Below are 19,129 nucleotides of genomic sequence, written 5' to 3'. Positions count from 1 at the left end.
CTTTAAACTCTAGCGTTATTGCGTGTTGCCGCAATCTTGAGGGGGACATAGAAACAACCGGCGCACACGCCAATACAGCCACCAACTGACAAGTTCGCCGCCACCGCAATGAATAGCCCCACCAGGCCAATCGCGATACCCATCAATGGTGCTAACACGAATAGCAAACGGGTATCGTTCACTACCCCAACCAGCGCAGCTGCCGGGGCAGCCAACAGCGCGATGGATAAAATCGTGCCGACAGCCGGAATCAGCGCCACCAGAGTCAACACAATCAGCCCGCTGATGACCAACTGTGCTCTTCTCCTCGAATGCGCGACCCCGAAAGACTCCGGATCGAATGTGAAGTAAATCAGCTGGCGCCACCGAGCCACCAGCACCAACGCCACCAGCAGCAAGAGGCCACCGGACAGCACAATATCAATCTTGTTCACGTTAAGTACGCTGCCGACCAGGAAGCTTTCTACCTTCACCGGCAACGGGGCGAACCACTTGTTCAGGAAGTAGCCCAGTGCGAACCCAAATGTCAGCACAATTCCTGCCGCCGAGGACGTCGTTCCCACCTTTGACAGACCGAACAGTGCCCCAATCGGAATACACATCAGAAATGCTCCGATAAAGAGGAACACCGAAATCCACGAGTGGCTCAGGCCGAGCGCTGCCGCAATAACAACGCCCACAACCGCGCCGGGAAAAGTCGCATGTGTAATCGCTTCTGCGAAGAACACTTGTTTTCCCAGCACCGCGAGCACCCCAACTACTCCAGCCAGGGCTCCTACCAGTATCAGTTCGATAATGGGCAAAATCAGGATGCTAGACACGGTCTCCTCCCAGCACGACGCGCAGCCCCAGTGCCATGAAATACAGTCCCACCGAGGTCAGCGCGACGACTGCCTGAGGCGACACCGGCCCCAAAGGCACCAGTGCCAAACCAACGATTCCGCTGAGGCAGCCCACTGCAATCGCAATCGGCACCATCACATGAACTCGGCGAGTCAGCAGTCTCGCCGCCGCTCCCGGCACGACCAGATATCCGACTACCAGAAGCACGCCCACAGCGCTTGCCGACGACACCACGACCGCAGCAATCGCCGCGTTAATGGTGAGGTCGATGCCCCACACATTGACGCCTGCGGCTTTGGCACCGAAGCGATCAAAGGCAACAAACACCTGCCGGCGCCAGGTCACTGCGATAAGAACCAAGGCGATGGCACAGACAATCAGGGCGCTGGTGAGACGGGAGTCAGTGACTTCCAGCAGTCGCCCGAACATGAGCGCTTCCAGCTGTCCTGACTGGTCACCTTTCTTCAGCGAGAGAATCACACCGATGGAAAAGAAGCTGGTCAGTACAACTGCCACTCCGGCTTCCGACATGTGCGAGCGCGATACCAAGGTCAGTGCTACTGCCACTACCACCGCAAATGCTGCAGCCACCGGGATAATCATGTCGATGCCGCCGAATACGGCACCGGCCACAATTCCGGGAAAAATCGAATGCACCATGGCCTCGGCATTGAACTCGAGGCCACGCAGGTTCACGATGACACCGACCAGGCCAGAGACCGCCCCGAGGGCAATCAGCAGCACTAGTGGCCTGAACATGAAAGGCGCTACCCCAAGCTCATTCGCAAGCTCAGTCCACATAGGCTGGCACCAACTTCGAGGTCGCACCAAAAGCCGGCTGCTCCGCCACAATTAATGTGTTTTCGCAGGTCTCCTCAGCAAGAACAAGATCATGGGTGGCCGCGATAATTGCCGTGCCATTTTCCTTCAGTTCGTTGAGGAGATTCAGCAGCATCGCCCGATTTTCAGTGTCGAGGCCGTTGAACGGCTCGTCGAGAAGCACGAGTTGCGGACGTGCGACGATGGCACGCGCCAACAGAACGCGTTGCTGCTGACCACCGGAGAGGTTGCCGAAACGTTCACTGGTGCGGTCGGCAAGCCCGACTTTGGCTAGCGCTGCGTGGATGCGTTCTTTGCGGTGTCCAAGCGGTTGGAAGGGGCGCAGTTCGTGCAGCACCCCCATGGCGACGACATCGAACGCCGTGACCGGAAAAGTGCGATCGAGGTCTGCCGACTGCGGGACGTAGGACACAATCTTCGCGTTGTTGTGCATCTCACCAGCGAGAAGACGAGTCCCACCTAGGATTCCGCGCAGCACAGTCGTTTTTCCAGAGCCATTGGCGCCGATGAGTGCAAGCCCGGTACCCGGCGCGACATTGGCGGTGATGTGATTGACGATGGGTACCGCCGTGTAGCCGAATGAGGCATCGCGGAGCGTGACTATGGGGTCAGCAGACATGGGGTTAGCTAAGCGGTTACGGCTCACTTGATGCCCTCTGGCAGCGGCGCGACAGTTCCGTCCCATGCCGTCACAACCTGAGTGACGTTGTGGATGATGGAACCGATGTAGGTCTCGCCGGCACTGCCAGCCGGACCAAGGGAGTCGCCGTAGAGTGCGTCCTCACCAACGATGGCCTTGACACCTGCGGCCTTGGCGATCGCCTCAATTGATTTCGAGTTGTTCGAGTTCTCCGCAAACAGCGCGGTTGCACCCGAGTCCTTCACGGTCTTTGCCGCCTCGGCGATATGCGCGGCCGTGGCATCCTGCTGCTCGTTGAAATCAGACAGCGCTGCGCCGATGAAGTTGATATTGAACTCGTGGGAGAAGTATCCAAAGGCATCGTGGCTGGTAAACAGCACAGGGTCCGACACGGTGGCGATGGACTTATTTGCCCACTCATCCAGCTGATTCAGCTTCTCCTGGTAGGCCGCAACGTGGTCGGCGATGGTGGACTTCAGCTCATTGTCGCCACGTTCCTCAGCGACCTGTTCCAGGGCATAGCCGATATTGGCAACCTGGATCTTGGCGTTCTTCGGTGAGGTCCATACATGCGGATCGAAGCGGAATTCCGCCTCCTCACCGGGTTCTTCCGGCGGGAATGGCCATGGGGCGACATCAATCTTTTCCACCCCTCGGTCGATGGTGTAGTTACCATTCTTCGCCTTCTCTGGTGGCAGTGGCTTTGTTTTGTCCGTGTCCTTGGCTGCCTTCATGGCATCTACGTCACCTGCAGTGAGAACGCCACTGGTTACTGCCATCGTTCCGGAAAAGCCCGAGGACTCAATCGCCTGATCCAGGAAGTGCTCCAGGTCAACGCCGTTGACGAACAAGAGATCGGCGTTACCAGTCTTGGTCAGCTGCTCGTGGGTCATTTCCAGCTCATGTGCTGTTGCATTCGGCGCCAACAGGCAGGTCAAATCAACTGCATCGATGTCCAGTTGCTTCACGTAATCACAAATCTGCGTCGTGGAAGCCACGACGTTGATTGGGTTCTCGCCGCTGGCTCCCTCACTGCCATCGCCACACGCTGCAAGGCCGGCGCCCGCTAGCAAGATCGAAAGGCCCGCACACATGGACTTAGCTGATCGCGAAAGTTTTCCGGAAATTGTCATGTTGGTGTCCGCTCTTGATTATTTGTTATTGCTTTGCGACGGCTACGCTGACCGGCCGCTTCAGTAAATCTGGTCACCTTAGGGGCGGTTGGGGCGCACTTCGCCGTTCATCTATCACGTGTGAGAGTAAACCTAACGACAACTATTTTCAACCTATTGAACTTAAGTGTTTTTGGCGTTACATTTTTAAAGATAAACAGTGAACAGGATCTAACCGCAGGCGGTTTCACCACAGCGCTAACCTTCACACCACAACATCAGCCATGATGGAGGCATGGAAGCGAAGATTTATCACAACCCCCGCTGCTCAAAGTCCCGCCAGGCTCTCGCCGTACTGCGCGAAGCCGGAATCGAACCGGAAATCATCAAATACCTGGACACTCCCCCAACTAAGGCCGAGCTGCGCTCACTAATTAAGGCGGCCAGCCTGAATGTCATCGATGCTGTGCGTACGAAGGAAGCGGAGTTCAAGGAACTAGGGCTTTCCAGGGATTCCAGTGACGATGAACTCCTGGACGCAATGGTCGCGCACCCACGCCTGATTGAGCGCCCGTTTGTTGTCACTGACAAGGGGGTACGGATGGCGCGCCCCACCGAGGCTATTAACGACATTCTCTAACCAATGACATGCGTTAATCGCCTTTACACCAACCCCCTCCACAGGCCTCCAAGACCGGGAAGTTAACAACCCGTTAATAGGGGATAAAGTCGCTGTAAACTCACCGCTGAAACGATAAAGCTATCCGCCTGCCACCCTAGCCACCCACACAGGTTGCACCAGAGGCAACGGCGGCCTTCAGCGAAAGGACTCTCATCATGAGCAGTCAGAGGCTCGGCTGGCTCAGCGCCCCCGGCCCAGCAGCTCCCCTTCCCGAGGAAAAGATTGCCCCGACCTACCGGACCTGGCGGTTCAACGTCTTCATGGGCATCTTCATCGGCTACGCGGGCTTCTACCTCATCAGAAATAACATCCCCCTGGTGTCCGCTGTGCTGGAAAAGCACGACCTACTGGGTGCAGCCGGAATTGGCATCGTAGCCAATGCGGTTCTCTTCTCCTACGGCCTATCCAAGTTCTTCATGGCCATGCTCTCCGACAGGGCCAATGCCAGGTACTTCCTCCCGCTTGGCCTAGCACTGTCCGCGGTCGTAAACCTCTTTGTTGCGTTCGTCCCAGCGATCAGTGCCTCTGTTGCGATTTTCGCGACAGTCATGTTCATCAATGGCTGGTTCCAAGGCATGGGCTGGCCTCCTTCTGGACGCGTTGTCGTCCACTGGTTCTCGACATCCGAGCGCGGCACTTTGATGTCGATCTGGAACACTGCCCACAATGTCGGTGCCGCCGTCGGTGGTGCTCTGGCAGCCTGGGGCTTGCATTCGTTCGCCACTTCCGATGCCGACTGGACTCCCGCATTCTGGCTACCGGCGATTGTCGCGCTCGTGATTGCTGCCATCGCATTCCTGCTGATTCGAGACAACCCGCAATCCATGGGACTGCCTCCGGTAGAGGAATACCGTAACGACCCAGACAAGGTCGAAGGAACTAATGACGAGGCACAAGAACCCTGGTTCGCAATCGTCAAGAACCATGTTCTTACCAATCCGGTTATCGTCATGTTGGCGCTGGCCAATGTGTTCGTCTACGCACTTCGTTACGGCGTTCTCAACTGGATTCCGATTTACCTGACAAACGAATTGCACAAGACCAACGTCACGGGCGGAATCATCGGATTCATGCTCTACGAGGGCGCAGCAATTGTGGGCACCCTGCTGTGCGGATGGGTCTCCGACAAGGTCTTCAAGGGTTGGCGCTCAGGCGCCGGCATGCTCTTCCTGATCGGCACCGGCATCACCATTTTCGCATACTGGCAGCTACCCGCTACGGCACCATTGTGGATGTTCTATGTGCTCATCTCCCTGATCGGCGCACTCATTTACGGCCCAATCATGCTCATCGGACTGCAGGCCATCGACCTCTCGCCTAAGTATGTTGCGGGAACCGCAGCTGGTTTCACTGGATTGTTCGGATACCTTCTCGGCGCAACACTCGCCTCCACTGGTGTCGGTCTCTTGATCGACTTCGCAGGCTGGAATGTCACATTCGCAACCCTCATTGGAGTTGTCGCTATTGCGTTTGTCCTCATGATCTTCGTCGGCAAGTACGAGCGCGAAGTCATGCACAAGGCAGATGAAGCCCGCACCAAGACAGCTCAATAGCCACTCAATAGCCGTCAGTCACGGTGTTGCCAGTCGAATCCCGGATTCGCTCCGTGAGTCCAAAACGGTCGCAACGTCGCCAATTCATCGGTACACTCTATGCCGCAAACGAAAAAACGCGAATAGACATTAAAAATGGAAGGAGTCTTCACCATGGGACTTATGGACAAGGCCAAGGAAGCACTGAGCAACGAAGAGAACACCGACAAGGTTCTGGACAAGGCTGAGCAGCTGGGCAAGGACAAGCTCGGCGAGGACAAGGCCGACCAGATCAAGAAGGTTCGCGACATGGCAGACGAGCGCCTGGGCGACAAGAAGTAAGCTACAGAGCTTCTTCACCCCGCATTAGCACCCTGTTTTCACAAGGGAGCTGGTGCGGGGTTTTGCTGTTCTTAGGGGACCCCACAGCCCCACCGACACGCCTTTATTGACAATTATTTTCAAATTGTCCATCATTAACCAAGTGAAAACTATTGTCGATAGAGCTTCTCTTCCGCGCACTCGAAAACAAAAACTTCGAGCCCGGCTCTTCGGCTTTCTACTTTTCCTGGCCGTCCCCGCCACAATCCTCTTGGCGATCTCCATAGGCCCCGCGGGAACAGGTTTCAGCAACGGCATCGTCGCGCTGCTCACCCCGCTCATCAAGACGCTTTCCGACGACCTCCCGGCTCTCAACCACCTTCTGCCAGAGATATCCCCTGCCACGCAATCACTTGTCTGGAGCATCCGGCTGCCCCGTGTCCTCCTTGCTGGACTGGTCGGTGCCTCGCTCGCTGTCGCAGGTGCAACCATGCAGGCAGTTTTTCGCAATCCGCTGGCCGAACCCGGTGTTACCGGTGTCTCCTCCGGTGCAGCAGTGGTAGCCGTCATTCTCATCGTCACTGGCGTGGCCGCGAAAGCACCGTGGGTTCTTTCGGCTGGCGCATTCATAGGCGCGTTGCTGGCTGTCATATTTGTCCAAATCGTCGCCGGTCTCAATGGCGGCAGTGGAGCAACCCTGTTGCTCGTCGGTATTGCACTCAACGCGTTCCTCGGCGCAGTCATCTCCGCCACCATCGCGAACGCGCCACACAGCGATGACGCTCAACAGGCCATGTTCTGGCTCAACGGCGATTTAACTGCTTCGAATTGGCAGGACATTGCACTGGCAGTCGGCCCCATTACCGTCGGCACGGTTATCTTGATGATGCTCATTCCCGAACTCAACCTGTTCCTCCTCGGCGAAGAACAGGCCGCTGCCACTGGTATGCGCACAGTGTGGATCCGGCAACTGCTGCTCGCCCTGGCTGCGTTAGTCACGGCAGCGGGCGTCGCTGTCACTGGCGTTATTTCCTTTGTCGGATTGGTCGTCCCGCACCTGATTCGCCTTGCCATCGGCCCCGATCACCGCAGCCTGCTGCCCATTTCTATGTGCCTCGGCGCAGTGTTTCTCATTCTCGCCGACCTCGTCGCCCGCAGTCTCTTTTCCCCAGTTGCTCTGCAAACTGGCACAGTCACCGCGTTCCTTGGCGCACCGGCGCTACTCGCGTTGATTCTTCGGCAAGGTGGCCGCCAGTCATGAGTCAGCAGACACAAAACCTCAGCGACCACGTCACTAAGCCAGACGCCGATAGCACCGCGCTGCTGCGGGCTACCGACCTCAGTGTCGGTTACCGCAATCGGACCGTCGTAAGTGGCGTGAACCTCGCTATTCGACCTGGCGAGGTCCACGGCATCATCGGTTCCAATGGCACCGGAAAATCCTCCTTGCTCCGTGCTATGGCGGGCATTGTGACACCGAGTTCGGGGCAGGTTGAGCTCCTCGGTGCGCCGCTGACGAAGCTTCGTGCCCACGAACGCGCCACCCGGTTGGCGTACCTGCCGCAGCACACACCGGCCGATGCCGCTATTGACGTTCGAACTGTCGTGGCACTCGGCAGGTACGCGCACCACCGTCGGCGTGACCGTTTCCGCAGTTCACTGAACTCCACGGACCACGACATCGTCGCCTATGCCCTCGACCGCGTTGGTGTCACCGCACTCGCCGACCGTCCCATCACGGCTCTGTCCGGCGGGCAGCGGCAATTGGTGTTCATCGCAAAGCTATTGGCACAACAGGCCAAGGTCATGCTTTTCGACGAACCCACTGCGGCCTTGGACATCGGGTTTCAGCTGGAAATCCTCGAGCTCCTCGGCGAGCTTGCCGACGAGGGCCACGGTATCGGAGTCGTCCTTCATGACCTCAACCTCGCGGCCCGCAGCTGCCACCGGCTCAGTGTGATTCACAACGGCGGATTGGAAGTCACTGGTTCCGCCGAAGAAGTGCTGACGCCTCCCCGAATAGATGCGATTTATCGCATCTCCAGCGCTGTCGATACCGATCCACATACCGGTTCGGTGCGAGTGACGGCGTTGGCTCGGGCTCGCCCGGCTGACTGATTGCAGTTGGCTGTTTCAGACTGTCTGACTCACACTGTCTGATTCCAGCTAGCACCAACGCAACCGAAAACTCCCCAACAATCAAAACTCAACACTCAAGGAAGTACTTTCGTGTTTTCACCAACTTCTCCTATCTCTGCCTTGAAGCGAAACTCTAAAAAGGCCGTCACTCTGCCGTTGATTGCAGCACTCCCCCTCGCTGCGGTGGTCGCTTGTTCTTCCTCGGAGGAGACGGCGCAGCAGTCGTCGTCAAGCGAAACTTCGACAAACCAGCAGGCGCAGTGGCCGCGTACTGTGACCGTCGGTGACCACGACGTTACGGTGCAGAGTCAGCCGAAGCGCATCGTTGCACTGTCGACCGAGGTTGCGGATCTGGCGTTGGAACTGGTTGGGCCAGAGCGTGTCGTAGCCGTGACGAAGAATGCGCTCGATGAGAGCTCGGGTAATCAGGTTGAGCTGGCGCGTCAGGTGCCTAACGCGATTGCCAACTCCACGAAGCCGGATCCGGAGCAGATTCTGTCCTATGAGCCGGACATGGTGTTGATGACCAGCCGCCATGATCAGGAGCAGTCGGCAAGTGAGCTGCTGGGTGCCAGCGATGTTCCGACCGCGGCGTTTGCCAGCAGTGATTTCGCCTCGCCGAAGGCGCTGGCAGAGTCGGTGACCAAACTCGGCAAGTTGCTCGGAGCCGAAGATAAGGCGGCCGAGATGGTTGCCAAGATTGAATCGGAAACCGAAGAGATTCTCTCGGAAATTGACTCCACAACTAAGCCAAAGACGCTGGTCCTGTTTGCCCGCGGTGGTCAGAAGATGATTATGGGCATGCAGTCGGCGACGACGAATCTCGTTGAGCTGGCCGGTGGCGAGCCGATTTCGCCAAAGGGTAAGCGCCCGGGTGCCGTTCCCGCTGATCCGGAAACAATTGTGCAGCTGAATCCGGATGTCATTTTGATTCAGGATTTCCACGGCCAGGGCAAGGCTCCATTCCAGGAGTTGCTGGATAATCCGGCGCTTGCCGACGTCGCTGCGGTCAAGAATGATCGAGTGCAACTAATTGATGCGAAGACGACCTCTGGCACCGCCGGAATGCACATGCCCGATGGACTGCGTGAGATCGCTGACGCACTGGCTAAATAGAAAATAGGTTTTCACGTCGCTATGTGGATTCATGAAGCACTGACTTCCCCACCCCGCCGAATGCACTGGGTTTTGTTATCCAGCTGGGGGCGCAGCTTTTTCTTCGCTCTCAGCGCCGTGTCTCTTGGATACACGCTCGATGCTCTCAGCAGTTTGTACGGCGGTGTCGCAGACACCAGTGGCGGCAACTGGTTTGGGCAGTGGGGACTTCATGAATCCCTGTCCGCTGCAATTGTGGCGGTCATTCTGGGAAGCCTCTGTGCTTATGTCACCGAGGCATTGCCACCACGGCTTGCTGGCGAGCAGGAAAAGCTGTGGCGCTCACATGTGGTTGGCAGTGTGCTGAAGCCGGAGTTTTCCGCTCCTGAACAAGCCCCGAAGCACGCGCATGGAAGAGGGCACGGCGCAGGGAAAGCTGGTCACGCACACCGAAGCGCGTCCAACACAGGCGAAGGCCTACTCTTCGATGCCGCGACCACAAGCGTCGAACAGACCGCGAATTACCGAGCGACATTTCTCGCTCCCACGTTGGCCTCGTTTAGTGCTCCACTGATCATTTTGGCGGTGTGGGCTTTGTGGGTGGATACGAAAACCGCCTTGTGGCTGGCACTATTTTTCATTTTCACGCCGTTGATCATTATTGGCGCTGGAAAGATTCTGCGGAAATCCAATGCGACGTATCGCCGAAAGCAAGCGAAGGCCACGCATGCCTACTTGGAGATGCTCGAAGGGCTGGGAACATTCAAAGTTCTTGGAGCAATTGATCGAGTCATGGCACGTTTTGCCAGCCAAACTCGCACTGCGATGTCTGAGCTCACCGCCCTGCTCGCCCGCAATCAGCTGATGATCATTGTCAACGACGCGGTTTTTGGCATTGCAATGTCGACTACAGCAATCGGCCTTGTCCTGCTGCGTTTGCAGGCAGATGCAATCAGCGTTGGCACAGCCCTCGCAGGTGTTTTCCTATCCGTTCTGCTCTATGAGCCCGTTAATCGCGTCGGCCGCACTTTCTACATCGGACTCGGCGGTCGCACGCATCGAAATGGAATTGTGGAGGTATTCGGCGAGCCTGCCGCTGAAGCGTTCACAGCCGGAACAGCGCATTCCACCAAAGCCACCGCACCGCACGCACCGGAGATTTCCCTCCGCGATCTGAGCGTTGACATCGGCGAAAAGCGCATTCTCTCCGATATTAACCTGACAATTCCAGCCGGCAGCAGAGTCGGCATCGTTGGCCCCAGCGGTTCCGGAAAGAGCACACTCCTGCGTGTACTCGCAGGCCTGCAGCCGCATTCCGGGGAAGTCTGCCTCGACGGCCACGCGCTTTCGACCCCGGAGTTGCTCGCCAACTCGCTGCTCATCTCCCAGCAGCCAGCCATTTTCGGCACCACCGTCGCGGACAATCTTCGCATCGCATGCCCGGACGCAACGGCCGTCGATATGCGAAAAGCACTTCGCGACGTGCACTTACTCACCGAAATCGAGCAGCGCCCTGGTGGTCTCGATTCGGAGGTCGGCGATCAGGGCAATTGGCTCTCAGGCGGGCAACGACGTCGCCTGGCCATTGCGCGTGGTCTGCTCGGCGCCGCTCCGATTGTGCTTCTCGACGAGCCGACAGCGGACATCGATCGTCGGACGGAAGGTCTCATCAAGGAGTCCTTGACCCGCCTTGCTGAAGGACGAACGAGCATCATGGTCGCTCACCGCATGGAAGCGCTATCGGACGTTGATCTGGTCATTGTCGTCGCCGAAGGCCGGGTCGTGGCTGCGGGCAAACCCGACCAACTGAGCACAAGCAATGAGTATTACGCACGAGCGCTGACCGAGGAGAGCTGACATGAACAACATCATCTGGTTGCTGCGCTTTTCCGCACAGGCTCGCGGAGCGCTCAGTGCATCTATCCTCGCACGCGTGGCTGGGCACATTCTGGGTGCATTGATGCTGGCTGTGCCCGCCTGGGCAATTGCCACAATTGCGCTGTCGAAGTGGGACGCAACCGACTCGTCGCAAAGCTTGAGCATGCAGTGGACGTGGGCGGTCATTGGCGTGGTTGCAGGGCTGGCGCTGTTGAAAGCGATTCTGCGGTATGTCGAGCAGTACCTCGGGCATCTGGCTGCGTTTCGGCTGCTCGGCGAGCTGCGGCTGTGGATCGTCGAGCGTCTTATCCCGCAGGCGCCCGCGGTAACCGATGGGCTGGGTACTGCCAGGATTCACACAATTGCGATTCGTGATGTTGACCGAGTGGAAGTCTTCTTCGCGCACACAATTGCGCCCGCGGTGACGGCCGTACTGATTCCGCTGATGGCGGTCGTGACAGCGGCATCGACTGCCGGAGCCCTGCCTGCGATTGCTCTGACGCTGACCTTCGCGGTTGGCTTTGTGATTGCGCTCGCAGGCTCTAAGAAGGCGACGACGGAGGCTTCCGCAACGAACTCCACACGCACGGACATTGCGCAGTACATTGCCGATACGCTGCGCCTTCGGGAGGAAATCCTCATCTACGGCGCAGCCGAGCAGCGGCTGCGGGGATTGCGTGAGCTCGATGAACAGCTTGCTCAGAAAATGCGTGCAGGCGGCAAGCGGGCTGGACTGCGCTCTGGCGCGACCGGACTTCGGATTTGGGGTGGCAGCATTGCCGTCTTTTGTGCTGGTATCCCGGCGCTTTCAGCCGACTACCGTATGCTCCCTGCTGTTTTGGTGACGACGTCCCTGGTGGCGGGAACTGCTTCATCAATGGATTCGATCGAGCGCCTGGCATCTTCTCTGCCAGCGGGACTCAATGCAGTCACTCGGATCAGGGAGCTGGCCGCGCAGCCGCCGACTGTGGAAGAGCCGAAGCAGCCGGAGTCGCTGGACCTGCACCACGCGCAGACCGCGAGGGCCAACTCCGGCGACTCAGTCCCTGCCCTCGAACTGAGCGATGTCAGCTACCGCTACCCTGGCGCCGATAACCCTGCACTGACCAAGATCAATCTGCGCATTGCCTCAGGCCAGTTCATCGGTGTGGTCGGCCCAACTGGTTCGGGCAAGTCCACACTCTCCCGGCTAATCCAGCGGCATGTCGATCCGGATGTCGGCGAGGTCATCATCAATGGCCACAATGCCCGTGACCTCGGCTCAACCAATGTCTGCCGAACGGTTGTTGTCGCAGATCAGAATCCCTTTCTCATGGAGGCCACCATCGCTGAGAATCTATGTCTCGGCGCGCCTGATGGCTGCGAGGTTCCCGAATCACTGATGCACTGGGCGCTCGAACTCGCCGCCATCAACCCTGCTGAGATGCCGTTGGACAGGCCCATTGGCCGCCGCGCGCAGCGGCTCAGCGGTGGTCAGCGTCAACGTCTGGCGCTGGCCCGCACCTACTTACGCGCGGTACTAGCCGACGGCACTAAGCCCAATGACCTCGCTGCACACCTCGCCGGAAAGATTGTTATTTTCGACGAAGCCACCAGCCACCAGGATCCACTGACGCAGGCTCGTATCGTGGACAATGCCCGCGCATGTGGAGCGACCTGCATCTTTATTGCGCACCGACTTCAGACACTGGCCGAGGCCGATGACATCCTGGTCATCGAAAACGGCCAGCTCATCGAACGCGGCACGTATGACAACCTCCTGAACGCAGACGGCGCATTTGCTCGACTTGCGCGCGCCGAGGTCTAGGCTCCTTCTAGCTCTCCGCGCAGGTCTTCCGCAGCACCACCACGGTGTCGACAACGTTCTTGCCATCGATTTGCTTGACGACGTCACGCTGCGCCACCACCGCTTCGAGACTCTGCGGCTCGTGCGCAAAGAAATCAGTGACCTCATCCGCGCTGTAGAGCAGCTCGGGGTCTCCCGGGCCGTGGACTTCGTTGTCCGGATGGTGTGAGACTGAGACAAAGTAGCCACCCGGAGTGAGAGCCTCAGCGACGGCTCGCCAGAGGTTCTCCCTGTCCCTGCGCGGCAGGTGAATAAATGCGGCGACTACCAGCTCAAAGCTTCCTGCTTCCGGCTGCCAGTCTGTTAAGTCTTGCTGGACCAGGTTCGCAGAGAGCCCTTCAGCTGCCAACGCGGCTCCAGTGTGTTCGAGCCCGACGCTGGAGAAATCCATGCTGGTGACATCCCAGCCCTGGCTGGCTAACCACACCGTGTGACGGCCACGGCCACAGCCTAGGTCGAGCGCACGTGAGGGGTCGGAGAAACCTTTCCGGATTACCTCAACATGCTGCGCGATTGTCGGATTCGGTTCGCCGCCAAAGAAAGAGGGCGAACCGTCACTTGCGGCCTCGCGATCTGCGGTGAATTTCCCATCCCAGAACGCTGCTGTCGACATGCTCACCAGGATAGACGGCACCGAGAGGCAATGCTGGACTACATGAGGTTCTGCGGAGGTTTGAAGTTCTACGGGGAGAGAATCTCCACCGGCAAACTGGCATCCTAGTGATCCTCGACGAGCTCGCGGAGCCGCGCGAAGATGGCCGCGCCGTCGTGGCGAATACCGTCATGCTGGAATGCATTGGTCACATGTGGCCGCAGGTCCCGGTAGCAGTTGGCTGTCTCCATGGAGTACTCGAACGGCACGAAAATATCGTCGAGGTAAACCGCGGCTGCCGAGGTTGGGGCGTCGGCAAGCAAGCGTGCGGAATCATACGGCGAGCTTTCCCAGGTGTGCTGCGCAAATGCTTCCGCCTTTTCCTTGAAAGGAACGAGCGCGGGGTCCTCGTCGAATTGCCAGGGGAAAACGTGCTCACCGGTGAGGTAGAACGGCTCGTCTCCTGCAGGATTGGCCTTTTCTTCAAAACCTGGGATTTCCTCGCGAATACGGTGAGCTGCCCAATTAGTTGTGGGCTGGTTTCCGACGCCACCATAAATGGATTCGTGAATCGCGGCGTATAGCGGACCGTCGGCGAAACTCACGCGGGATCCTACATCGGCCAGAAAATCGGTGCGCAATTGCTTTTCGCCATTGCGAATGTGGAATGGCTCTTCCAACAAATACGCCAGATTGTGGAATCCATCTCCGCGGCCTAATTCAATTCCGATGGTGCGGAATCGGCGAGAACTCAGTCGCTCACCGGTGGGGAGAGTTTCTGCAGATTGCTCGAGGTGCGCGCAGATTTCTCGAATTCGGTTTTCGACCCACGGATACTCGCGATAAAAACGCTCGTGACGGGTGCGCAGCTTCGCATACGTCGTGCGATAAAGGTCGTCAGCACCACGGTCCAGAACAGGTAAACCGCCTGTGAGATAAGCGTGCTCCACGGATTCCGGATAGCAGCTGAGATACGAAGTAATACAAAACCCGCCAAAAGACTGGCCATACAGCGACCATTTGGCAATGCCCAAATGCTTTCGCAATGCCTCCGCGTCTTCGACGATGTATTCCTGACGCAATTGGGCAAGCCGCTCGGCCGGAACATCTGCAATATTGGCCGCATCAATTCGATGCGAGCGCCCAGTGCCGCGCTGATCCAGCAGGATGACGCGGAATTCCTTCAGCGCCTCACCGATTACTCCGCTGGCACCTACCGGACGCGGTGCCGGAAATCCCGGGCCGCCCTGCAAATAGACAATTGCCGGCGCATCCTCATTTCCTGGCGCATAGATTTCCCTGGCGAAAAGCTCAAATGTCGCGGCATTCGCAGCTTCGGTAAAAGGATCCCAGGGCACCTCAACGGTGTGTTCCTTAATAATGTACCCAAAATGCCTGCTTGCAGTACTCGTCGATGCCATGTCTCTGCCGCTCCTCTAATCCCGCTGCTCGTATTTCTTCATCAGCTTTGCGACGAGTAAATCGGTCGCCTCATCGTCCGCAAGAATTTGATCCAACATCTCCCGGTATTCCCGCTGCCGCAGTGCCGTATCTTCTCCGTAGTCATCATAGGAATCACCGGATAGGTCCACACCGAAATCGGATTCGTCGCTGTCATCCTGCACTGTCTCCTGCTGCGCCGTCGGCATGTGCAGATCCGCTGGGAAGTCCGCATTGAACTCCTCCAGGAATTCCTCCGCGTTGGCCTCGGCGTCGGAACGCGACACTCCCCTATCAACCTCAGCCTGAATGCGACGCTGCAGCGCTTTTTCCATCTGTCGGTGACGCCAGCTGCGGAGGCGTGCGGGCTCGAAACGTCGACCAACCTCGCGGCTCTTGCCCTCTGCTCGACGTGCGAGGACCGCAATCTGCGCCGCGGTGTCGTTCAGTGGCGCCCACTCCGAGTGTGCCGACACTCGCCAATTACCCCAGTACCCCAGCAGCGAAAGCAGGATGCTGACGATAGGACCAATGACCATGGACACGGCCATAAATCCCAAATGGTGGCCTCCGATGACAATGACCGCGCAAGCCACGGCCGGGATGACCGTGGGCTGGTTGCCGCCGAAAACAGCGGGTACTCGCCCGGTCACAATGTCGCGGATCATGGAACCACCAGTGGCGGTGAAAACGCCCATCATGATGCACGGCAGAATGGGCAGACCATACGTGACGCCTTTGACCGTTCCCGTAGCTGCCCAGAGTCCCGAGACCACAGCGTCACCGTGGACCTGAACGTATTCCCAGGTCTTTCCTTTGAAATAGAAAAATCGCGCAATGAGCGCACCAGTAAACGCCAGGATTAGGTACTCCGGCTGGCTCATTGCGGCGACGGTGCCCTGGTTAATCAGAACATCGCGAATCATGCCGCCCCCCAGTGCGGAGAACAGCGCAATAAAGAAGAACCCGATGATGTCGTAGCCTCGTTGCCGGGCGATGGTGCCACCGATGATGCCCATGAGCAGGACACCACTGACATCGGACCACCGGTACATCGACTCGATGAGCGGATCTACTTCTGCGACGTTCATGATGTTCAAGCTTAGACGCTGCTATTTTTCAAGCATCAACGAAAGGTCGGGATACCCATGCAAAACGCTGACACCTTTGCTTCAGCACGCCCCAGCAGCAGGCTCATGCGCGGCATCGCAACTGCTTCCCGCGCACACGATGGGCACTACCGAAAGGGCTCTGGCCTTCCCTATATCAGCCATCCGATGTCAGTGATGTTGATTGCGGCGAGCGTGACTAACGACGAAGACGTGCTGTTGGCAGCCCTCTTCCACGACATTTTGGAAGACGTGCCGGAAAACTACTCACGTGCCGAGATGGAAGATGAGTTCGGGCCTCGCGTGGTTGAGATCGTCGAGGGCGTCACCAAAGACTCTTCCCTGCCCTCGTGGCAGGAGCGTGCCGATGCCTACCTGGAGCAGCTTTCTCATGGCAGCGAGGAGTCCCTCATCGTGGCCGCTGCGGATAAGTTCCACAATCTCAGCCAGACTCTGGAGGATTTAGACCGCGATGGTCACGCTCTGTGGGACCGCTTTCGGTCTACTCCGAGCCAGCAACTGTGGTGGTACACAAGCGTCCGCAACGTGATTGCCGAACGACTGCCCGACATGCCTTTGCTAGCGGACCTGAGCGTTCTTATTGAGCGCCTCGATTCCTGGGTACAAGAGGCGTAACCTGCGAGTCAACAATTAAACCGACAATTAATCCAGGAATACACGACAGGAGAATAATAGTGACTTCGGTTAATGCTTCGTCCACAGCCGAACTGCCCACCACCACTCAGCAATGGGTTTTAGCGTCTCGTCCGTCCGGCCTGCCAACTGACGAGAATTTCCGCCTCGAGACCGTCGATTTGCCTGAGCTTAACGACGGCGACATTTTGGTAGCCAACTCGGTCGCTACCGTTGATCCCTATATGCGCGGCCGCATGAACGACACCAAGTCGTACATCCCACCATTCCAGCTCGACCAGCCAATGACTGGCGGTGCTGTAGGCACCGTCCTTGCGTCCAAGTCGGATAAGTTCCAGGTTGGCGACGCTGTCCGCCACTCTTACGGCTGGCAGACCAACGCTGTTATTGCCGATTCCGAAGCAACTCCGGTTGACCTCAACGTTGCTCCAGCTGCTGCCTACCTGGGCATCCTTGGTCTTACTGGCCTTACTGCTTACGTTGGTCTGAGTGCCGTCGGAGAGATGAAGGAAGGCGACGTCGTCTTTATCTCTGGCGCTGCTGGCGCAGTTGGCTCGGCTGCTGGTCAGTTCGCCAAGCAGATGGGCGCTTCCCGCGTCATTGGCTCCGCCGGCTCGGACGAGAAGGTTAAGCGCCTGCTCGAACTCGGCTTTGATGCCGCTTTTAACTACAACGACGGCCCGGTTGCAGAGCAGCTAGCAAAGGCGGCACCAGAGGGCATTGACTTCTACTTCGACAACGTTGGTGGAGACCACCTGGAGGCAGCCATCGGCGCGATGCGCACCTTTGGCCGTGTCGCTATGTGTGGCGCAATCTCCCAGTACAACAACACCGGAGCTCCGACCGGACCACGCAACCTAGCTCTGGCCATTGGCAAGTGCATTACGTTGCGCGGCTTCGTATTGGGCAAGTACCTGCACCTGGCAGGTGAATTCCAGGAGCGAATGGCTCCGCTGGTCGTCAGCGGTAAGGTCGCTTACGATGTCACCACTCGCCACGGTATCGAGAACATGCCAGCTGCATTCCTCGAGCTGTTTAGCGGAGGCAACACCGGCAAGATGGTCGTAGAGTTCTAACGAACTAAAGAACTGCCCTGCGCGGAGCCGAGACTTCCTTCAGCCTGCTGGACATAGCGACACCAACCAGTCCCATCAGCGCCAGGAAGATTAGAGCCGCCGCAGGGCCGAAGCTAGCGATAACACCCGACAGCGCACCGACGATGAGCAGGACAACACCCATGATGGTGTTGGCCGCTCCGACGTACTCGGTGCGCTTGTCGCCTTCTGCCATGTCAACAACATAGGTCGAACGAGCCACACGAACACCGGCGTGAACGACGGACATTGCGAAGAAACCGAGTGGGAAAATCCAGGCATTGGCGCTGGTGGAAAGCCAGTGCGCACTTGCGACCAGCAGGAAAAGCACGATCGAGCCGACGAGCGAAGAGTAGGTCAGGACCTTCTTTGAGGATTTATCCGACCAGATTCCGGCGACTTTTCCACCAATCAGAGAAGCGAAACCCGCAGCGAGCATGAAGATGCCGACGTTTGCGTTCACTCCCCCGCCGCTACCGTCTGAAGCTTCCAGATCAGCACCCACCTGCGCACTCAAGGTCACGATGAACGACGTAGATAGTGCTGTGACCAGCAACAAGCTACGGACAATCACGAAGTCACGGAAGTTCTTATCCTCCGCAAATAGCCGCCAGGTGTCCTGCCACCAGGTTTTATTCGGCTCTTCCTTGTCATCTTCATTGGTGGGCTCGACAATTCCGCGGAAAATCAAAACCGCTGCCACCCATGACAGAGCTGCAGCAAAGATGAGCCCCGCCACGATCGGTTTGGTGACGTTATCGCGGATGATCCACAACACCGCACCAACAATAATTGCGGCGACACCGCCCAACATCGCAGCTCGGCCGCTGATCTGCCCGCGCTGCCCCTTCGGAATCGTGCGTCCTTGAACATCCTTGGAGGCCATCGAGCACAGTGCTCGGGCCGTCGCAAAGCCTGCAAGTGCGAGGATTACAGCAACACCGAGCGCGGTACCTTCCAGGAACAACGCCGCCAGACCAATCAGCGCTGCAGCGACCGCTTGCCCCAACGCCCCGGCAATCCAGACGGTCGTGCGGCGCGGGCGAGATTTCACCCACGGTGTCAGCGCAGCCTGCGGCAGCATAGAGCCGGACTCACGCACTGGCACAAGCATGGCGATGAAGAAGCCCGGCGCGCCAGCCGAATGCAGCAACCATGGCAACAACGTCTTTGCCGCGACGATTTGATCGCCAATATTCTGCAGGCCGTGCGCCCAAACATAGCGCTTGGCGTTGGTGCTGGCGTGTTTTTGCACCGACTCTGGGTTGTCCCCTACAGGTTTGTCAGCTACCGAGCTATCCGTCATACCTTT

At 58.0% G+C, this 19,129-nt stretch carries 18 protein-coding genes; 10 read left to right on the top strand and 8 right to left on the bottom strand.

Going from position 1 to position 19,129, the window contains the following annotated elements; translation table 11 throughout:
• Positions 1–2: 2 nt before the first annotated feature.
• From HMPREF2878_RS09765 to HMPREF2878_RS09750, 4 genes are read right to left on the bottom strand one after another with little or no spacing between them, the layout of a single operon-like run.
• Complete coding sequence (locus tag HMPREF2878_RS09765) at positions 3–821, bottom strand: metal ABC transporter permease (RefSeq protein WP_016422354.1); 819 nt, start codon at positions 819–821, stop codon at positions 3–5.
• Positions 814–1,644 carry a metal ABC transporter permease gene (locus HMPREF2878_RS09760; protein ID WP_016422353.1) on the bottom strand — a complete coding sequence of 277 codons (831 nt, stop codon included), beginning with the start codon at positions 1,642–1,644 and terminating at the stop codon, positions 814–816. The genes HMPREF2878_RS09765 and HMPREF2878_RS09760 overlap by 8 nt, the downstream gene beginning before the upstream one ends.
• Positions 1,634–2,302, bottom strand: a complete 669-nt coding sequence (locus HMPREF2878_RS09755; protein WP_042388536.1) for a metal ABC transporter ATP-binding protein — start codon at positions 2,300–2,302, stop codon at positions 1,634–1,636. Before HMPREF2878_RS09755 ends, HMPREF2878_RS09760 begins: the two co-directional genes overlap by 11 nt.
• A gap of 23 nt (positions 2,303–2,325) precedes the next feature.
• On the bottom strand, positions 2,326–3,456 hold the full coding sequence (locus tag HMPREF2878_RS09750; protein WP_016422351.1) for a metal ABC transporter substrate-binding protein: 1,131 nt from the start codon (positions 3,454–3,456) through the stop codon (positions 2,326–2,328).
• A 274-nt stretch (positions 3,457–3,730) separates the two neighbouring features.
• Here HMPREF2878_RS09750 and arsC point away from each other — a divergent pair, with 274 nt between their 5' ends.
• The 8 genes from arsC to HMPREF2878_RS09710 all read left to right on the top strand — a co-directional run bounded on the left by arsC (position 3,731) and on the right by HMPREF2878_RS09710 (position 12,889).
• A complete protein-coding gene (gene arsC / locus HMPREF2878_RS09745) occupies positions 3,731–4,075 on the top strand; it encodes an arsenate reductase (glutaredoxin) (protein ID WP_070653432.1) in 345 nt (114 codons plus the stop codon).
• Between the two features lie 197 nt (positions 4,076–4,272).
• Positions 4,273–5,670 (top strand): MFS transporter, encoded by a 1,398-nt coding sequence (locus HMPREF2878_RS09740; RefSeq protein ID WP_049172657.1) that lies wholly within the window; start codon positions 4,273–4,275, stop codon positions 5,668–5,670.
• 153 nt (positions 5,671–5,823) lie between these two features.
• Positions 5,824–5,991: an antitoxin gene (locus tag HMPREF2878_RS09735; protein WP_016422348.1), complete on the top strand. Its 168-nt coding sequence runs from the start codon at positions 5,824–5,826 to the stop codon at positions 5,989–5,991.
• A gap of 250 nt (positions 5,992–6,241) precedes the next feature.
• Positions 6,242–7,231 carry a FecCD family ABC transporter permease gene (locus tag HMPREF2878_RS09730; RefSeq protein WP_231367182.1) on the top strand — a complete coding sequence of 330 codons (990 nt, stop codon included), beginning with the start codon at positions 6,242–6,244 and terminating at the stop codon, positions 7,229–7,231.
• On the top strand, positions 7,228–8,088 hold the full coding sequence (locus HMPREF2878_RS09725; protein ID WP_016422346.1) for an ABC transporter ATP-binding protein: 861 nt from the start codon (positions 7,228–7,230) through the stop codon (positions 8,086–8,088). Before HMPREF2878_RS09730 ends, HMPREF2878_RS09725 begins: the two co-directional genes overlap by 4 nt.
• A gap of 111 nt (positions 8,089–8,199) precedes the next feature.
• Complete coding sequence (locus HMPREF2878_RS09720; protein ID WP_070439421.1) at positions 8,200–9,225, top strand: ABC transporter substrate-binding protein; 1,026 nt, start codon at positions 8,200–8,202, stop codon at positions 9,223–9,225.
• Between the two features lie 117 nt (positions 9,226–9,342).
• Positions 9,343–11,061, top strand: a complete 1,719-nt coding sequence (locus tag HMPREF2878_RS09715) for an ATP-binding cassette domain-containing protein (protein WP_242451373.1) — start codon at positions 9,343–9,345, stop codon at positions 11,059–11,061.
• A 1-nt stretch (position 11,062) separates the two neighbouring features.
• On the top strand, positions 11,063–12,889 hold the full coding sequence (locus tag HMPREF2878_RS09710) for an amino acid ABC transporter ATP-binding/permease protein (RefSeq protein WP_070429479.1): 1,827 nt from the start codon (positions 11,063–11,065) through the stop codon (positions 12,887–12,889).
• A gap of 7 nt (positions 12,890–12,896) precedes the next feature.
• Here HMPREF2878_RS09710 and HMPREF2878_RS09705 read toward each other — a convergent pair whose 3' ends face one another.
• The 3 genes from HMPREF2878_RS09705 to HMPREF2878_RS09695 form a co-directional block, all read right to left on the bottom strand.
• Positions 12,897–13,541 (bottom strand): class I SAM-dependent methyltransferase, encoded by a 645-nt coding sequence (locus HMPREF2878_RS09705; RefSeq protein ID WP_070653430.1) that lies wholly within the window; start codon positions 13,539–13,541, stop codon positions 12,897–12,899.
• Between the two features lie 104 nt (positions 13,542–13,645).
• Positions 13,646–14,941 carry an alpha/beta fold hydrolase gene (locus tag HMPREF2878_RS09700; RefSeq protein WP_069359607.1) on the bottom strand — a complete coding sequence of 432 codons (1,296 nt, stop codon included), beginning with the start codon at positions 14,939–14,941 and terminating at the stop codon, positions 13,646–13,648.
• Between the two features lie 15 nt (positions 14,942–14,956).
• Positions 14,957–16,051, bottom strand: a complete 1,095-nt coding sequence (locus HMPREF2878_RS09695) for a trimeric intracellular cation channel family protein (protein WP_016422340.1) — start codon at positions 16,049–16,051, stop codon at positions 14,957–14,959.
• 57 nt (positions 16,052–16,108) lie between these two features.
• Here HMPREF2878_RS09695 and HMPREF2878_RS09690 point away from each other — a divergent pair, with 57 nt between their 5' ends.
• Both HMPREF2878_RS09690 and HMPREF2878_RS09685 read left to right on the top strand, forming a co-directional pair.
• Positions 16,109–16,705: an HD domain-containing protein gene (locus HMPREF2878_RS09690; protein WP_016422339.1), complete on the top strand. Its 597-nt coding sequence runs from the start codon at positions 16,109–16,111 to the stop codon at positions 16,703–16,705.
• Between the two features lie 59 nt (positions 16,706–16,764).
• Positions 16,765–17,799: an NADP-dependent oxidoreductase gene (locus HMPREF2878_RS09685; RefSeq protein WP_187400067.1), complete on the top strand. Its 1,035-nt coding sequence runs from the start codon at positions 16,765–16,767 to the stop codon at positions 17,797–17,799.
• Positions 17,800–17,803: 4 nt separating this feature from the next.
• On the opposite strand, the gene HMPREF2878_RS09680 is transcribed toward HMPREF2878_RS09685, so the two are convergent.
• Positions 17,804–19,123 carry an MFS transporter gene (locus HMPREF2878_RS09680; RefSeq protein WP_224784251.1) on the bottom strand — a complete coding sequence of 440 codons (1,320 nt, stop codon included), beginning with the start codon at positions 19,121–19,123 and terminating at the stop codon, positions 17,804–17,806.
• Positions 19,124–19,129 lie beyond the last annotated feature (6 nt).

The sequence above is a fragment of the Corynebacterium sp. HMSC065H09 genome (genome assembly GCF_001812845.1).
Classification (GTDB): domain Bacteria; phylum Actinomycetota; class Actinomycetes; order Mycobacteriales; family Mycobacteriaceae; genus Corynebacterium; species Corynebacterium jeikeium_D.
The sequence above is the reverse complement of the archived record's forward strand: the minus strand, read 5'-3'. Positions and strand labels throughout refer to the sequence as shown.

Coding starts and splice junctions, on each gene's coding strand:
- HMPREF2878_RS09680 (WP_224784251.1), bottom strand. CDS start 19,123: ATGACGGATAGCTCGGTAGCTGACAAACCTGTAGGGGACAACCCAGAG.
- HMPREF2878_RS09690 (WP_016422339.1), top strand. CDS start 16,109: ATGCAAAACGCTGACACCTTTGCTTCAGCACGCCCCAGCAGCAGGCTC.
- HMPREF2878_RS09760 (WP_016422353.1), bottom strand. CDS start 1,644: ATGTGGACTGAGCTTGCGAATGAGCTTGGGGTAGCGCCTTTCATGTTC.
- HMPREF2878_RS09755 (WP_042388536.1), bottom strand. CDS start 2,302: ATGTCTGCTGACCCCATAGTCACGCTCCGCGATGCCTCATTCGGCTAC.
- HMPREF2878_RS09695 (WP_016422340.1), bottom strand. CDS start 16,051: ATGAACGTCGCAGAAGTAGATCCGCTCATCGAGTCGATGTACCGGTGG.
- arsC (WP_070653432.1), top strand. CDS start 3,731: ATGGAAGCGAAGATTTATCACAACCCCCGCTGCTCAAAGTCCCGCCAG.
- HMPREF2878_RS09705 (WP_070653430.1), bottom strand. CDS start 13,541: ATGTCGACAGCAGCGTTCTGGGATGGGAAATTCACCGCAGATCGCGAG.
- HMPREF2878_RS09740 (WP_049172657.1), top strand. CDS start 4,273: ATGAGCAGTCAGAGGCTCGGCTGGCTCAGCGCCCCCGGCCCAGCAGCT.
- HMPREF2878_RS09700 (WP_069359607.1), bottom strand. CDS start 14,941: ATGGCATCGACGAGTACTGCAAGCAGGCATTTTGGGTACATTATTAAG.
- HMPREF2878_RS09750 (WP_016422351.1), bottom strand. CDS start 3,456: ATGACAATTTCCGGAAAACTTTCGCGATCAGCTAAGTCCATGTGTGCG.
- HMPREF2878_RS09735 (WP_016422348.1), top strand. CDS start 5,824: ATGGGACTTATGGACAAGGCCAAGGAAGCACTGAGCAACGAAGAGAAC.
- HMPREF2878_RS09725 (WP_016422346.1), top strand. CDS start 7,228: ATGAGTCAGCAGACACAAAACCTCAGCGACCACGTCACTAAGCCAGAC.
- HMPREF2878_RS09710 (WP_070429479.1), top strand. CDS start 11,063: ATGAACAACATCATCTGGTTGCTGCGCTTTTCCGCACAGGCTCGCGGA.